Below are 15986 nucleotides of genomic sequence, written 5' to 3'. Positions count from 1 at the left end.
ATGACTCGCGGCAAATGGCTGGCGGCCCTGTGCCTGGTGCCTTTCGCGCTGTTCTTTATCGTGTTCGAAATCGCCCCGCTGATCTGGGTGATGATCAACAGCCTGCAATCGGAAGAATCCGGTTGGGGCTTCGCCAACTTCAGCAAGATCTTCAGTTCGAAGTTCTATCTGCAGGCGATCCAGTACAGCCTCGAAATCAGTTTCTGGTCGAGTGTGTTTGGCATCATCATCGCGGTGCTGGGTGCGTACTCCCTGCGCCGGGTCGATTCGAAACTGCGCAACTTCGTCAACGCCTTCGCCAACATGACCAGCAACTTCGCCGGCGTGCCGCTGGCGTTTGCGTTCATCATCCTGCTCGGCTTCAACGGCAGCATCACCATCATGTTGAAGCAGGCCGGGATCATCGAGGACTTCAACCTGTACTCGAAAACCGGGTTGATCATCCTCTACACCTACTTCCAGATTCCGCTCGGCGTGTTGCTGCTGTACCCGGCGTTCGACGCCCTGCGTGAAGACTGGCGCGAATCCGCCGCGCTACTCGGCGCTGACGGCTGGCAGTTCTGGCGCCACATTGGCCTGCCGGTACTGACCCCGGCCCTGCTCGGCACCTTCGTGATCCTGCTCGCCAACGCCCTCGGCGCTTACGCCACGGTCTACGCGCTGACCACCGGCAACTTCAACGTATTGCCGATCCGGATTGCGGCGATGGTCTCTGGCGACATTTCCCTCGACCCGAACCTGGCCAGCGCCCTGGCCGTGGTGCTGGTGGCGCTGATGACCCTGGTGACCGTCGTGCATCAACTGCTGCTGAAGAGGAGCTACCATGTCTCGCGCTGAATCCGGTCCGGCCGGCGTCTACCACCGCGTCGTGGTCTATCTGCTGTTCGCCATCCTGCTGCTGCCGCTGGTGGGCACGCTGATCTACTCGATCGCCAGCAGTTGGTCGGCCACCATCCTGCCCAGCGGTTTCACCTTCAAGTGGTACATCCAGTTGTGGAGCGATCCGCGCTTCCTGCACGCTTTCGGCCAGTCGTTGCTGGTGTGCGTCGGCGCGCTGATCCTGTCGGTGGTGCTGATCCTGCCGCTGCTGTTCGTGGTGCATTACCACTTCCCGAAACTCGATGCGCTGATGAACATCCTGATCCTGCTGCCCTTCGCCGTACCGCCGGTGGTGTCGTCGGTGGGCCTGTTGCAGCTCTACGGTTCCGGGCCGTTCGCGATGGTCGGCACACCGTGGATCCTGATCGGTTGCTACTTCACTGTGGCGCTGCCGTTCATGTACCGGGCAATCACCAACAACCTGCAAGCGATCAACCTGCGCGACCTGATGGACGCCGCCCAACTGCTCGGCGCCAGCACTTTTCAGGCGGCCTTCCTGGTGGTGCTGCCAAACCTGCGCAAAGGCCTGATGGTCGCGTTGCTGCTGTCGTTCTCTTTCCTGTTCGGTGAATTCGTGTTCGCCAACATCCTGGTCGGCACTCGCTACGAAACCCTGCAGGTTTATCTGAACAACATGCGCAACAGCAGCGGCCACTTCACCAGTGCGCTGGTGATCTCCTACTTCTTTTTCGTGCTGGTCCTGACCTGGGTCGCCAACATCTTGAACAAGGACAAAAGCGAATGAGCTATGTCAGCGTCCAACACCTGCAAAAAAACTACGCGGGCACCACGGTGTTCAGCGACATCAACTGCGAAATCCAGAAGGGTGAATTCGTCACCCTGCTCGGCCCGTCCGGTTGCGGCAAGTCCACCCTGCTGCGTTGCATTGCCGGGCTGACGCCGGTGGATGGCGGCAAGATCCTGCTCGATGGCGTCGACATCGTGCCGCTCACCCCGCAGAAACGCGGGATCGGCATGGTGTTCCAGAGCTACGCGCTGTTCCCCAACATGACCGTCGAACAGAACGTCGCCTTCGGCCTGCGCATGCAAAAGGTCAATGCCGACGACAGCCACAAGCGGGTTGCCGAAGTATTGAAACTGGTTGAACTCAACGACTTCGCCAGCCGCTATCCGCATCAGCTGTCCGGCGGTCAATGTCAGCGTGTCGCCCTTGCCCGCTCGCTGGTCACCCGTCCGCGCCTGTTGCTGCTGGATGAACCGCTGTCGGCCCTCGACGCGCGGATTCGCAAACACCTGCGCGAACAGATCCGTCAGATCCAGCGCGAACTCGGCCTGACCACGATCTTCGTCACACACGACCAGGAAGAAGCCCTGACCATGTCTGACCGGATTTTCCTGATGAATCAGGGAAAGATCGTACAAAGCGGCGACGCCGAAACCCTCTACACCGCGCCGGTCGACGTGTTCGCCGCCGGCTTCATCGGCAACTACAACCTGCTGGATGCCGAGAGTGCCTCGAAGCTGTTGCAGCGGCCGATCAACCACCGCATCGCGATTCGCCCGGAGGCCATCGAGCTGAGCCTCAACGGCGAACCCGACGCGCAAATCCGCAGCCACAGCCTGCTGGGCAACGTGATCCGCTATCGCGTCGAAGCCCGGGGCGTGGAACTGGTGGTGGATGTGCTCAACCGTTCGGCGGCGGATCTGCATCCAGACGGCCAGCGCCTGTCACTTTCCATCGATCCCACCGCCCTGTGTGAGGTAGCCTGATGACTTTGCTGACACCCAAGAGGGAACTGAACTGATGGCCCTGGCAATTTTTGATCTGGACGAAACCCTGATCCACGGCGACTGCGCCACCCTCTGGAGCGAGCAGATGGGGCGCCTGGGCTGGGTCGATCCCGAGTCGTTCATGCGCAAGAACAACGAGCTGATGGACGCCTACAGCCATGGCAAGTTGCGCATGGAAGACTACATGGACTTCAGCCTCGAACCGCTGATCGGCCGCACCCCGGAAGAAGTCGAGCATCTGGTCGGCCCATGGGTTGAAGACTTCATCGAACCGATCATCTTCAGCGACGCCACCAAGACCATCGCCGCCCACCGCAAGGCCGGCGACCGGATTCTGGTGATCTCGGCCTCGGGCACGCACCTGGTCAAACCGATTGCCGAACGGCTGGGCATCGACGAGGTTCTGGGCATCGAACTGGAAGTGGCGCATGGCGTGTACAGCGGCCACACCGTGGGCACCCTGACCTACCGCGAAGGCAAGATCACCCGCTTGCTGGAATGGCTGGATGCCGAAGAGGAAAACCTTGAGGGCGCGAGTTTCTATTCCGACTCACGCAATGATCTGCCGCTGCTGCTGAAAGTGGATTTCCCGCATGTGGTCAATCCGGATCCGGTGCTGCTTGCAGAGGCCGAGAAGTCCGGCTGGCCGATCCACCTCTGGAAATAAGCGATGGTCTTGTGGGAGCGAGCCTGCTCCCACAAGCATCGATGATCAGCTCAGGCTTTCGTCGATCACCAGCACCAGCTTCCCCGCCACCGTGTTGCTCGCCAGTTCGGCGAACGCTGCCTCGGCATCCTTGATCGGGAATGCCTTGGCCAGTTGCGGCTTTAGCCGACCTTCGGAAAACAGCGGCCACACGTGCTGGCTCAGATCGCTGAACAGATCGGCCTTGAACTGATCGTCACGGCTGCGCAGGGTCGAGCCCAGCAGTTGCACGCGCTTGGCCAATACCTGGGCCAGATCCAGTTTTGCCTCGCGGCCGCCCATCAGACCGATCAGCACCCAGCGGCCGTCCTGCGCCATCAACTTGAGGTTCAACGCCGAATAGTTGCCGCCCACCGGATCCAGAATCACATCGAACGGCCCGAAATCCCGCAGACTTTCCAGATCGTCGGTGCGAACCACCCCGCCCTGGGCACCCAGCGATTCGCAGTAGGCCAGTCGCTCAGCCGAGCCGACGCTGACCCAGCAGGGATTGCCGAAAGCCTTGCACAGTTGAATGGCGGCTGAACCGATGCCACTGGCCCCGGCATGCAAAAGAACTTTCTCACCCGGTTTGAGCGCCGCAAGTTGAAACACATTCAGCCAGACGGTCGCGTACACCTCGGGCAACGCCGCAGCTTCGATCAGCGATACACCTTCCGGAACCGGCAGCACATGCCGTCCGTCGACGACCACCTCTTGCGCCATCCCGCCCCCGGCCAGCAAGGCGCAAACCCGGTCACCGACCTGCCAGGACGAGCCTGCGCCGACCTCGCTGATCACCCCGGAACACTCAAGACCCAGCACCTGGCTGGCACCCGGAGGGGGCGGATAAAGTCCGGCTTTCTGTAATAAATCCGCGCGATTGAGGCCCGCTGCCGCCACCCGGATGCGAACTTGTCCTACATCACATGTAGGACTTGGTTCATCAACCCATGCCACTTGACCTTCAACGCCTTGCAATGCCTTCACAGTGCCTCCATAGTGAGTCTGGACTGAGCCCGAAGCTGTAGCGCCGGGCTTTTTGCATTATGCGACCGGCCCTGGGGTCTGAACGAACGCTGAACAGCAGTTATCGTACAGAGCGTAGAGGTACCGGCGACTTCAAAGACGGCCTAATATGCGTTATCAATTGTCCCCGCGTCGAATCAGCATGAAGCATCTGCTCCCCAGCACCGCCCTCGCTCTTTTCATCGGTATCGGTCTGTTGCCGGTGTCGGGCACCACATTCGCAGCCAACAGCTGGGACAAGTTGCAGCCTGATCGCGACGAAGTGATCGCCAGTCTGAACGTCGTCGAGTTGCTCAAGCGTCACCACTACAGCAAGCCGCCGCTCGACGATGCGCGCTCGGTGATCATCTACGACAGCTACATCAAGCTGCTCGACCCGTCGCGCAGCTACTTCATGGCCAGCGACATCGCCGAATTCGACAAGTGGAAGACCCAGTTCGACGACTTCCTCAAGAGCGGCGACCTCAACGCCGGGTTCACCATCTACAAGCGCTACCTGGACCGCGTGAAGGCGCGTCTGGACTTCGCCCTTGCCGAGCTGAACAAAGGCGTCGACAAGATGGACTTCACCACCAAGGAAACCTTGCTGATCGATCGCAAGGACGCTCCGTGGCTCAAGTCCACCGCCGAACTCGATGACCTGTGGCGCAAACGCGTCAAGGACGAAGTGCTGCGGCAGAAGATCGCCGGCAAAGAGCCGAAGCAGATCCAGGAAACCCTGACCAAGCGCTACAAGAATCAACTGGCGCGTCTGGACCAGACCCGCGCCGAAGACATCTTCCAGGCGTACATCAACACCTTCGCCATGTCGTACGATCCGCACACCAACTATCTGTCGCCGGATAACGCGGAGAACTTCGACATCAACATGAGCCTGTCCCTCGAGGGCATCGGCGCCGTGTTGCAGAGCGACAACGACCAGGTGAAAGTCGTGCGTCTGGTGCCGGCAGGCCCGGCCGACAAGACCAAGCAGGTTGCTCCGGCCGACAAGATCATCGGCGTTGCCCAGGGCAACAAAGAGATGGTCGACGTGGTCGGCTGGCGTCTGGACGAAGTGGTCAAGCTGATCCGTGGCCCGAAAGGCACCGTGGTGCGTCTGGAAGTCATCCCGGCGAGCAATGCGCCGAACGACCAGACCAGCAAGATCGTGCCGATCACCCGCGAAGCGGTGAAGCTCGAAGACCAGGCCGTGAAGAAGTCCGTGCTGAACCTGAAACAGGACGGCCGCGACTACAAGCTCGGCGTGATCGAAATTCCGGCGTTCTACCTCGACTTCAAGGCCTTCCGTGCCGGCGATCCGGACTACAAGAGCACCACGCGCGACGTCAAGAAGCTGCTGACCGAACTGCAGAAAGAGAAAGTCGACGGCGTGGTCATCGACCTGCGCAACAACGGCGGCGGCTCCCTGCAGGAAGCTACCGAGCTGACCAGCCTGTTCATCGACAAGGGCCCTACCGTACTCGTGCGTAACGCCGATGGCCGGGTCGATGTACTTGAAGATGAAAACCCGGGCGCGTTCTACAAAGGCCCGATGGCGCTGCTGGTCAACCGCCTGTCCGCCTCGGCTTCGGAGATCTTCGCCGGCGCCATGCAGGACTACCACCGTGCGCTGATCATCGGTGGCCAGACCTTCGGCAAAGGTACCGTGCAGACCATCCAGCCGCTGAACCATGGCGAACTGAAACTGACCCTGGCCAAGTTCTACCGGGTTTCCGGTCAGAGCACCCAGCATCAGGGCGTACTGCCGGACATCGATTACCCGTCGATCATCGACACCAAGGAAATCGGCGAAAGCGCCCTGCCGGAAGCCATGCCGTGGGACACCATCCGCGCGGCGATCAAACCGGCGAGCGACCCGTTCAAGCCGTACCTGGCCCAGCTGAAATCCGAGCATGACAGCCGTTCCGCCAAGGACGCGGAGTTCGTGTTCATCCGCGACAAGCTGGCCCTGGCGCAGAAGCTGCTGGAAGAGAAAACCGTCAGCCTCAATGAAGCCGAACGTCGTGCCCAGCACGCCGACATCGACGCCAAGCAACTGGCGATGGAGAACATCCGTCGCAAGGCCAAAGGCGAAGAACCGCTCAAAGAGCTGAAGAAAGAAGACGACGACGCCCTGGCAGCCGCCGAGCCGGACAAGGTCAAACCGGAAGACGATGCCTACCTGAGCGAGACCGGGCGCGTACTGCTGGATTACCTGAAGCTGAGCAACCAGGTCGCAAAGAAGTAAGGTGATGGCAATTTAATGCTGACGATCCCCGGATCGTCATCAAACAGTCATCATTCTGTCGTGCAATAAAGGACTGGGAGCTGTTCTCTTCATCGAGAACGCTCCCAGTCCTTTTTTTATCGCCAGAGATTGCCATGACCACGACCGAACAGCTGAGTGCCTTGAGCTCGATCCTGACTCAAAGCGGATTACACAGCCTGTTCCAGCCGATCATTTGCCTCTCCGAACGGCGCATTCTCGGCTACGAAGCCCTGACCCGCGGCCCGTCCAACAGCCCGCTGCACTCCCCCATCGCCCTGTTCGCCGTGGCCCGCCAGGCCGGGCGTTTGAGCGAACTGGAAATCGCCTGCCGCCAAAGCGCCTGCCGCCGTTTCAATGAACAACAATTGCCGGGCAAGCTGTTTCTCAACGTCTCTCCGGAATCCTTGCTCGAAGCCGCGCACCAGCCGGGGCGCACACTGCAGTTGCTTCAGGATTTTGGTATTCCGCCGAGCCAGGTGGTGATCGAACTCACCGAACAGACGCCGATCGACGACTTTCAGTTGCTGCAAACAGCACTGCATCACTATCGGGCGATGGGGTTTTCGATTGCCCTCGATGATCTTGGGGCTGGTTATTCGAGCCTGCGCCTGTGGTCGGAGCTGCGGCCGGATTACGTGAAGATCGACCGGCACTTTATCGACGGCATTCATCAGGACGCGTTGAAGCGCGAGTTTGTCGGATCGATCCTGCAAATCGCCAAGGCCTCAAGGGCGCAGGTGATTGCCGAAGGCATCGAATTGCCGGAAGAGTTGGCGGTACTGACCGAGATGGGTGTGGATCTAGTGCAGGGCTACCTGCTCGGCCGTCCTCAGGAACACCCGCCGCGCGATGCCCGCGCCTTGATGCCCAAGCACGACAGCAGCGCCGTGGCGCTGAACGATGAAGGCAGTGACCTCAGCGCCCTGCTCAACGATCAACCGGCCGTGAATCGCGACACACCCACCGCTACCGTACTGGAAGCCTTCCGCCGCCAGGCCAACCTGAACTCACTGGCGGTGCTCGACGAACAGGGTCAGCCATGCGGCATCGTTCATCGTCACTCGCTGTCCGATGCGCTGCTCAAACCGTTCGCCACCGACCTGTTCGCCCGCAAACCGATCAGCCGCCTGATGAACGACGACTTCCTCGCCGTGGAAATGAGTCAGTCGCTGCAACAGGTCAGCCGCCTGATCACCAGCCGCGCCCGGCAACGCATCGAAGAAGATTTCATCATCACCCTCAACGGCAGCTACCTGGGCCTGGGCCGGGTGATTGACGTGCTCAAGCTGATTACCGAACTGAAAATCCAGCAGGCCCGCTATGCCAATCCGCTGACCTTGCTGCCGGGGAATGTGCCGATTCAGCAATGCCTCACCCGACTATTGCAACAGGGGCGCGAGTCGGTTATTTGTTATGTCGACATCGACAGCTTCAAACCCTTTAACGATATCTATGGATATGGACGTGGGGATGAAGTGCTGCTGTGTCTGGCGCAATGCCTCAACGAACGCGTCGACCCGTCCCGCGATTTCGTCGGGCATATCGGGGGGGATGATTTCCTGTTGGTGCTCGGCCCGGAGGATTGGCGCAAACGGCTGAACCAATTGCTTGATGATTTCCAGAGTCAATGCCGACGTTTCTACCGCCCTGAGCACCTTGAGGCTGGTTGTTTTGTTGCGCCGAATCGCCAAGGGATTCGTCAGGAGTTTCCTCTGCTTTCATTGTCCATTGGCGTGGTGCATTTGCATCCTGAAGCGTGTGCGCAACTGGATGCGAGTCAGTTGGCGGAAATGGCTTCGCAGGCGAAGCATCATGCGAAGAATGTTCCGGGGTATAGCGTGCATTTGATTGATAGCCTGTTCGCTCAGCCACCTACAGAAGCACTTACACTCGGACATCGGTGATTCGCCATAACCTAATTCGTGCAACCAGCATCTTCACCCTATGAATGCCCCCGAAACTTACAAAATCGTAGCGAGCACCAAGTCGCACCTACCAAGTTGACAAGTCTTCTTGACTGGCTTTGTAAAGCTCGTCCATCCATGCTTCGGACAACTGAAAGTACATACCTTCGAAAAATGCCCTTGGGTCATTCATCTCATCCCAGCCGTCTGGTAGCAAGGAGTGAGAGTATGGATCATGCTCCAGCACCTCTTGAAAGACATCACCACTTTCTTCAAGCGCCTCTCCCAAGACAGCAAACAAAACGAACTTATGCCGATGGCTCAGTTTCGAAAACCGCTTGATTACGTACCTGGATATCAAAATACTTCTGTCTGATGGATCCTCCGGATCGTATGCAGACAGCGTCTCACCCAAGCTCTCCTCGCGATCATATGTATCAAACCCACCGAGAAAGTGAGACAACCTTGGACGATAAGGAATATCAAGATAAGGATGCATCAACATTATGCTTTCTCTATTGGATATAGAGCCCAAGGCTTTAGCGTCTCGAAATCAAATCTCATCTCAAAACCACACATTTCAGAGATGTGGCGTGGGTCAGATGGATCGGCAGGATTTGGCTCATACCCTTCACCTATATTTTCAGTCTTCATTCTCACTACCAAATTTCCCATACTATCCTCTCCCGTGAAGCGGGGCATTTTTCTGGATTCTCTCGTCATAGCCTCGTTATATGCATTCATCTGTGCTTTGTGACTCAAAAAGCGAGAGCTGTGAACACCCCGACACTTTCCAGGCTTAACAGAATTCGCATCATCAATTTGTAAAAAAACTTCATTACCAGCTTGGACTCCTGGCTTACGCACAGCACCAAAAAACGACAGGAAAAACCGAAAAAAATCTTTAATCACAGCTACTCCACAGCCAAACAACTTAATCCATCTCACAGCATTTCATAAAACTTCACGTCGATATCTTGAAAGACATTCTAGAAGCACGGTCATAAACTGCCTCCTGTCTTCCACCTCATCATCAAAGTAGGTTGTCATCCTTCCAAAAACCCGCTCAAAATCATCGCCTTCATTTAAGAAGTATCTGACAGTCTCGATTAACAAATCCTGCTCATTTGTTGTGTATTCAAAAAACTCAACGCGCAACAAATCGTCAAACAGCTCGGCAAGCTCTAATCGGCTATTCACATCCTTCGAAACTATCAATCTCTCTCTGGCATCATCCGTCGTATTCTCTATATCAAAAACGAAAAGCAAATTCTTAATATCTACAATTTTATATAACTTATTCATTAGTCAAAATCCGCATAAGCTGTCCTGACACGTTGCTGCGGCGTAAGAATCACCACAGCCTTAGATTGCCTACCATATTCAAGACTTCCTTTTTTATACCCTTCACCAATAATTTTACCCATATCAATAGGCCTCTTGGAAACTTGTAAATTCGTATACTTAAAAATCAATTGCGCCCTATAGATCGCGTTCAATTGATCCCTATGACTCAAAAAATGTGTTGCTGCAGACGGTATTTTTGGTTCCCCATCTTTACTACCACCAATGTATCTCTCTATTTCACCCGTGGTGGGATTCCTGCCTGAATTCAACCTTTCGAGTTGAGATGCCGATGTAGTTTGAGCACCATGCTTTTCCAAAAAATGCTCTCCATTATCTGCATCTTCCATTTCATATAAACGCCGATAAGCATTCTCCTCCGCCAATTCATCAATCCGCGCCCGTCGTTCTTGCGCGGTCATCTTCGGTAGTGGTGGCTCCCCTTCATTAACGACCGAGCCAGTTGTTCCATGTTTCACTGGTCGACACGGTTTTTTCGGCGGCGGACAATTGGACGTCAACCCCAACGGATCCACCCACCCCGTGGGATTCGGCACGTACCGGTACTGGTTCAGCCCACCCGCCAGCTTCACCGGATCCGGCGTCAGATACCGTCCCACGTCCGGGTCGTAGTACCGGTGCCGGTTGTAATGCAGCCCGCTTTCGTCATCGAAGTACTGCCCCTGAAAGCGCAGTGGCTGGTTCAGATAGTCTTCGGTCGCCAGTTCCAGTGAGGTGACTTTGCCGTAGGCGCTGTATTTGGCGGACCAGACGATCTCACCGCTGTAGTCGGTCAACTCCTGCGGGGTGCCGAGGTGGTCGAGCTGGTAGTAGAACGGGCAGGCGCGTTTCGGGCCTTTGCCGTCGAGCATGGCCAGTGGGCGGAAGGTGCCGGGTTCGTAGATGAAGCTGCGGTGCTGTTCCTTGCTGCTTTCGGCGATCAGGTAGTCGCCTTGCCAGAAGAACTCGGTGGTCTGGCCGTCGACGGTTTTGCGGATGCGGCGGCCGAAGGCGTCGTATTGGTAGGTGGCGCTGGTGCCGTCGGGACGGGTGAGGCCGATCAGGCGGTGCTGGCTGTCGTAGCGGTATTCGGTGACAAGGGTTTGCGCGCGGCCGCGGCGTTCGCGGATCAGGTTGCCGAAGGCGTCGTAGTCGTAGTGGCGGTCGCCCTGCATCAGCAGGCGGTTGCCTTTGATCTGTGTCGGACCGGGGCGATCCTGCATCAGCAGGTTGCCGGCCGGGTCGTGGGCGAAGTTTTCCGGCACATCGTCGCGGGTGTGGCGTACGCGGATCAGCCGGTCGAGGGCGTCGTACGTGTAGCTGCGCTGGCCGTGGCGGGTGTCGGCGATGTGTTCGAGGTTGCCGTTGGCGCTGTAGGCAAAGTCGCGGCGGTACAGCCCGCTGCGTTGATGGCCTACGGCGTGGGCGCTTAACCGGCCCTGTTCGTCGTAGGTGTATTCGCTGAGCAGCAGGCCTTGCTGGCGCTGCTGTTCGCGGCCGTTCTGGTAGACGTGACGGGTGAGCAAGGCGCCGTTGAGGTCGATCGCGGTCAGCGCGCCGCCCTTGGCGTAGTGGTAGTCGAGCTTGCTGTTGTCCGGCAGACGCAGGCGGGTGAGCTGGCCGCAGGCGTCGTAGGTGTAACGCAGGGTGCCCCAGCCCTGATGCTCGCGCACCAGCCGGTCCTGCAGGTCGTATTCAAAGGCCAGTGGGTGATCCTGGCCGTCATCCACGCCGACCAGTCGACCGAGACGGTCATAGCGGTAGCTGACCTCGACCCCGTCCGGCAGGGTCTTGAGCAGTAGACGTCCGGCGCTGTCGCGCTCATAAGTGGTGACTAGCGTGGTGCCGTCGTCGCCGAACTCGGTCTTTTCCAGCAGGTGGCCGTTGCGGTCGTAGGCGTAGGCGGTGCGCCGGCCATCGAAGCCGGTTTCCTGTCGGATCAGTCCGGTGGGCGTGTAGTCCAGCCGGTACTTGTCGCCGGACTCGTTCTCGATTTCCGTGAGCAGCAACTGCGCATGGTCGTAGCGGTACTGCAGCCGGGTACCGTCAGGATTGATCCGCCGGCTGACCAGGTGCAGGTCGTCGTCATACTCGTAACGGGTGATGCGCCCCAGTTCATCGCGTTCGGCGGTGATCTGGCCGTAGGCGCTGTAACTGAAGGCTCGAGTGGCGCCATTCGGCGAGGTGGTCTGGATCAGCCGGCCAACGGCGTCCCACGCATGACGAGTGATCGCGCCATGCTCGTCCTGCGCAGTAATCCGCCGCCCCAAAGCGTCGTAGGAAAACTTCCGAACCCCACCGTCCGGCAAACTTTCCTCGACCAGTTGTCCGAGGTCGTTCCACACGAACACGTGCCGACCCGAATCCGGATAACGGATCGACAGCAACCGCCCCTGCGCGTCGTAGTGGTAATGGGTGACATGGCCGTCGGGATCGACCGTTTCGGTGATGTCACCCTGGGGATTGCGCCGGTACGTCCACACCGCATCGCCACGCGCACGGCTGTGCAGGAAACCATTGCGGTACTCGTAGGACGTCGGCGCATCGTCCGGCGGAATCAGCGCGATCAGCCGTCCGGCATCGTCATAGTGGTACTCGGTAACCGCGCCCAGCGCATCCTGCTCGGCGACCAGCCGGCCCTGCGCGTCATAGGCCTTGAGCTGTTCACCGCCGTCGGCGGCGACCTGACGCACCAATCGCGCCGTGTCGTCGTGGACGTAAGCCTCTTCAGTCCCATCGACGTAATGCACCGTGACACGGCCGGCGTCATCCCAGACGTAACGCGTATCCATCTGCGAAAACGACGCCCAGTGCCGCACGCAACGCGCCGCCTTGCCGGAACGCTCCCACTCCCAAAAGAAGCTCGCGCCACCGCTCAACTGCCGTTGCAGGATGACGTGCCGGTCGTCGTAGTCGTAACGCTCAGTCTCGCCAACCGCGTTCGACGCCTCGATCAATCGATGGCGAGCATCGAAGCGATAACTGGCCAGCGTCTGCTCGGTACGCCAGGCAGACTCCCGAAAAACCTGATAATCGACCGCGACCAGATGCGCCCGCTCATAGCGCAGCAACAAGGAACGCCCGGCGCCGTTATCAAGGCGCTGAATCCGGTCGGAAAGATCCCGATGCACCGTCAGACGATTGCCGTAGGCATCGCTAACAGCCGTCAGACGCCCAGCCCGAAAGTGATAAAACCGCGCCGCCTCACCCGCCAGCGCAACGATCAACTCCTCCGGCTCATCCCCGAGAAAGATCGCCGCCCGCGACAAGCTGTTGTGAATCGCCGGCCGCTCAACGCTCGGCAACGGAAACCGCGTCCGCCGGTTCTCATGGTCAACCCAGACCACCGCAGCGCCATCAACCTCCAGCCGATGCGCCAGCGAATGGCTCCAGCCAAACCCCAACCCAACATCGATCTCAGCCGCACTGCTGCGGTACAACCGACTGAATTCGAACGGCAGCAGTCCATCAAGCACACCGTCAGTCAGCGTCAACAATTCTTCGCCGGTGACCATCGACACCGGACACCCATTGGTACAGGTCAGCGGTGCACAATCGGCGCTGTCACCATTGGGGTTCTTCGCCTGATCCGGCGTGTCGTCGTGGTGCTCGTCTTTTTTCAGGGAAGCATTGCGCCGGGCATCCCAGCGCAGTTGCATGCGGCCCTTTTTCACCCCGGCGGCGATGCCTCGTGCGGCGACGGTTTTGTACTGGTTCACGTAGCCGATGAAGGTGCTGACGATGCCGAACATCGCCTTCACCAGGCGCGCCACCGCCGACAGCAACTGAGCGCCACGCTCCGCCAGCCGCAAGGTCAGATACGCAATCCCCGCCCCGGCACCGACAAAGGTCAGCACAACGCCGATCAACACATCGATCAGCAGTTGAACCACCACCATCGATGCCGCCTCGGCGGTTTTTCCGGCAATCTCATTGGGAGGCAGCATTTCCAGCCAGAGGCTGGCGGTACGCAGCAAAAGGCACAGCGCCGCCTCGTCACTGACCAGTAACTGAAGCTTCTCCATCATTTCAGGCGCTGTTTCTGCCAGCGCGATCAGCTGTGCGGCGCCACTGCCCAACCGCTCGGCAAACTTTCCGGGTTCCTTGAGAATCTCCGACAGCAACCCGATGCTGTCCCACACCCCCTCGATCGCCGCCCAGCTCCCGGCCAGCATGCCGTTCCCGGCCGCAGTGGCCACCGACTGCGACCACTGCGGCTTGAAACCCTGCCACTCGCTGCGCAGCCAGCCATCCAGCTGCCGGGTCAGGCCATCGTAGGACTCGAAAAGCGCATCAACCTGCTGCTCGCTGGCCTCGCCGTGCACCACCACCCGATAAAACTTGCCCGCCTCACCGGTGAACAGTCCCCTGCCCTGAGCATCGAGGGTGACCGACTCGACTGCACCGCCCTCCACCGCCACCACATCGACAACGATGTCGCCCAACGGAATGTCGTACGCCGACTCGAACTTGCTCTCGATCTCCATCGGCCCGGATTCCGGGCATTGCACGATCGCAGAGGAGAAACGGTTGTCGTCAGTCGCAACGGCCGTGCTGTGCTCGCCGAAACGGATGATCCGCTCCATCCCCATCAGCGACGGCAGATCGGCCGCATGACTGACGCCGTCTGCCGAGCGACTGAGCCAGTGCTTCAGCTGTTTGCGATAGAGATCGAGGGTGCGAGGAAAGCTGTCGAGTTCTTGCTCGATGCGGGTGAAGGCATCCATCAGCGCATTCCCATGCGCATGGCGAAACGAAAAACCGGGTCAAACATGTGCGTTCCCTCGCGCAAAAATCAGGCGAGGGACTTTGCGGGGGATCAATCAGAAAAGAAGTCAGGCGAGTAGGCAGAGGATGTAGGAGAAGTCTGTAACTGTTTTTTATCGAACTGCAGACGCAAAAACGGGGCGGGAGGTTTCCCTCACGCCCCGTTCACAGAACAGATGAATTGTTTTATTGAGAAGCGTCTCGGCCGGCCAGCTCTTTCAACTTGAGCTCGGCCAACGGGTGCCCGGCCTTCGCGGCCATGGTCCACCAGCGAGCGGCCTCCGAAGGATCGGGAGCTTTGCTCGGCGTACCTGCAAGACTGATGACACCGACCTGATACGCCGCCTTGCCATCCCCGGCCAGCGCCGCCAGTCGCAACAACCGCACACCCTCTTCACGTGCGCCCAGGCCAACCCCGCGAAACGTCAGGATGTGCCCGTAAAAGCTTTGCGCGCCGACATCGCCCAGGTTGGCCATGCGCGCAAACTGTCCTTCGAGCCAGCGCCAGCCGCGGGGCTGACGGACAAACCACGACCAGTGAAACAGCCTACGGGCCAGCCAGTAACTTGCCCGCGCCTTGAGTCGTAAAAACACTCAGGCCTCCGCCGATTCCGGGTACTCGTACTCAAAGACCCGCACCACTTCCGAAGCATGCCAGGAGGCGGCGGCAACGCCGTCGGACGGCCCGGAAAAGCGCCCTAGACGCTCGACACACTCAAAGAAACCGGTGCGTGGCAGGCGGCTGGCACCCTGGCTGATCACCAACGAGCTGCGCAACGGTTGTTCGGCTTTCGCGTCCAGTGCTGCGAGATGCTCCAGTGCAGCGGTCAATGTCTGCATGGCCGGCGTGGGCAGTTGCAGGCGTTCAAGCAAGGCTCGATAAGTCAAAAGATGGCGCTGCCTGCGCGCCTGATCCAGCTCCCCCAGCAATCCGTCCCAATGTTGACGACTGATGCGTACGCTCACGATTGTTCCCTCCACCCTGGCACCGTCAACTCCCAGGCCAGGCTGCGGCGAATCGCGGCGTCGGGCAGACGCTCGCCACTTTCAATCATGGCCAGGTAAGACGGGCTGATGCCTACCGTGCGGGCCAGCGCCTCGATGGCGATGCCCTTCCCTTCGCGCAAACTGCGTAACTGATCCAGACCTGGAAGAATCGGGTCCGGGGTTGCCGCAAGCGACGCTGGAGCCGGTTGCGACGGTGCTTCGTTAATGCCTGCTGCTTTCAGTAGAGCCTGATACTGAGCCCATGGCAGAACCGCATATTCGGGTTCGCCATCGCGTGCAATTATCTGAATATCCATGACTACCCCGTAGGACAACAACACTTAGCGAGTCGGCACTTTTCCCTAGAAGTGTAATCCTAACAGCGGCCAAG

At 59.0% G+C, this 15986-nt stretch carries 14 protein-coding genes; 6 read left to right on the top strand and 8 right to left on the bottom strand.

The annotated features are described in order from the left end of the window. Genes ABTV87_RS08605 through ABTV87_RS08590 form a run of 4 tightly spaced genes read left to right on the top strand, consistent with a single transcriptional unit; the run spans nt 1 to nt 3298 of the window. On the top strand, nt 1-837 hold the full coding sequence (locus tag ABTV87_RS08605; RefSeq protein ID WP_207986185.1) for an ABC transporter permease: 837 nt from the start codon (nt 1-3) through the stop codon (nt 835-837). After that, nucleotides 824-1624, top strand: coding sequence for an ABC transporter permease (locus ABTV87_RS08600; protein ID WP_007960203.1), 801 nt, complete (start codon nt 824-826; stop codon nt 1622-1624). Before ABTV87_RS08605 ends, ABTV87_RS08600 begins: the two co-directional genes overlap by 14 nt. Continuing rightward, a complete protein-coding gene (locus ABTV87_RS08595; protein ID WP_007960200.1) occupies nt 1621-2610 on the top strand; it encodes an ABC transporter ATP-binding protein in 990 nt (329 codons plus the stop codon). The genes ABTV87_RS08600 and ABTV87_RS08595 overlap by 4 nt, the downstream gene beginning before the upstream one ends. A 34-nt stretch (nt 2611-2644) precedes the next feature. Beyond that, nucleotides 2645-3298, top strand: a complete 654-nt coding sequence (locus ABTV87_RS08590) for an HAD family hydrolase (RefSeq protein WP_433899250.1) — start codon at nt 2645-2647, stop codon at nt 3296-3298. A 45-nt stretch (nt 3299-3343) separates the two neighbouring features. Here the strand turns inward: ABTV87_RS08590 and ABTV87_RS08585 are convergent, their stop codons facing one another. Further along, nucleotides 3344-4306: a zinc-binding dehydrogenase gene (locus ABTV87_RS08585; RefSeq protein WP_085748480.1), complete on the bottom strand. Its 963-nt coding sequence runs from the start codon at nt 4304-4306 to the stop codon at nt 3344-3346. 181 nt (nt 4307-4487) lie between these two features. On the opposite strand from ABTV87_RS08585, the gene ABTV87_RS08580 reads away from it, so the two are divergent. Together ABTV87_RS08580 and ABTV87_RS08575 are read left to right on the top strand one after the other, a co-directional pair. Then, the gene (locus tag ABTV87_RS08580; RefSeq protein WP_007960197.1) at nt 4488-6572 is read left to right on the top strand and encodes a carboxy terminal-processing peptidase; all 2085 of its coding nucleotides are present in this window, start codon (nt 4488-4490) and stop codon (nt 6570-6572) included. 134 nt (nt 6573-6706) lie between these two features. Further along, complete coding sequence (locus ABTV87_RS08575; protein WP_127797360.1) at nt 6707-8497, top strand: bifunctional diguanylate cyclase/phosphodiesterase; 1791 nt, start codon at nt 6707-6709, stop codon at nt 8495-8497. Between the two features lie 88 nt (nt 8498-8585). On the opposite strand, the gene ABTV87_RS08570 is transcribed toward ABTV87_RS08575, so the two are convergent. The 7 genes from ABTV87_RS08570 to ABTV87_RS08540 all read right to left on the bottom strand — a co-directional run bounded on the left by ABTV87_RS08570 (nt 8586) and on the right by ABTV87_RS08540 (nt 15912). Further along, nucleotides 8586-9002 carry a hypothetical protein gene (locus tag ABTV87_RS08570; protein ID WP_102688259.1) on the bottom strand — a complete coding sequence of 139 codons (417 nt, stop codon included), beginning with the start codon at nt 9000-9002 and terminating at the stop codon, nt 8586-8588. Beyond that, nucleotides 9002-9409 (bottom strand): hypothetical protein, encoded by a 408-nt coding sequence (locus tag ABTV87_RS08565; protein ID WP_433899249.1) that lies wholly within the window; start codon nt 9407-9409, stop codon nt 9002-9004. The genes ABTV87_RS08570 and ABTV87_RS08565 overlap by 1 nt, the downstream gene beginning before the upstream one ends. A gap of 42 nt (nt 9410-9451) precedes the next feature. Next, nucleotides 9452-9802, bottom strand: a complete 351-nt coding sequence (locus tag ABTV87_RS08560) for a hypothetical protein (RefSeq protein ID WP_433899248.1) — start codon at nt 9800-9802, stop codon at nt 9452-9454. Further along, the gene (locus ABTV87_RS08555) at nt 9802-14568 is read right to left on the bottom strand and encodes an RHS repeat-associated core domain-containing protein (protein WP_433899247.1); all 4767 of its coding nucleotides are present in this window, start codon (nt 14566-14568) and stop codon (nt 9802-9804) included. Before ABTV87_RS08555 ends, ABTV87_RS08560 begins: the two co-directional genes overlap by 1 nt. Nucleotides 14569-14794: 226 nt before the next feature. Continuing rightward, nucleotides 14795-15202, bottom strand: a complete 408-nt coding sequence (locus ABTV87_RS08550) for an SEL1-like repeat protein (RefSeq protein WP_085608825.1) — start codon at nt 15200-15202, stop codon at nt 14795-14797. Then, nucleotides 15203-15574 carry a hypothetical protein gene (locus ABTV87_RS08545; RefSeq protein ID WP_003223109.1) on the bottom strand — a complete coding sequence of 124 codons (372 nt, stop codon included), beginning with the start codon at nt 15572-15574 and terminating at the stop codon, nt 15203-15205. Continuing rightward, nucleotides 15571-15912 carry a helix-turn-helix domain-containing protein gene (locus tag ABTV87_RS08540; protein ID WP_262158083.1) on the bottom strand — a complete coding sequence of 114 codons (342 nt, stop codon included), beginning with the start codon at nt 15910-15912 and terminating at the stop codon, nt 15571-15573. Before ABTV87_RS08540 ends, ABTV87_RS08545 begins: the two co-directional genes overlap by 4 nt. Nucleotides 15913-15986 lie beyond the last annotated feature (74 nt).

The organism is Pseudomonas sp. PSE1(2024) (assembly GCF_050990555.1).
Classification (GTDB): domain Bacteria; phylum Pseudomonadota; class Gammaproteobacteria; order Pseudomonadales; family Pseudomonadaceae; genus Aquipseudomonas; species Aquipseudomonas aphyarum.
The sequence above is the reverse complement of the archived record's forward strand: the minus strand, read 5'-3'. Positions and strand labels throughout refer to the sequence as shown.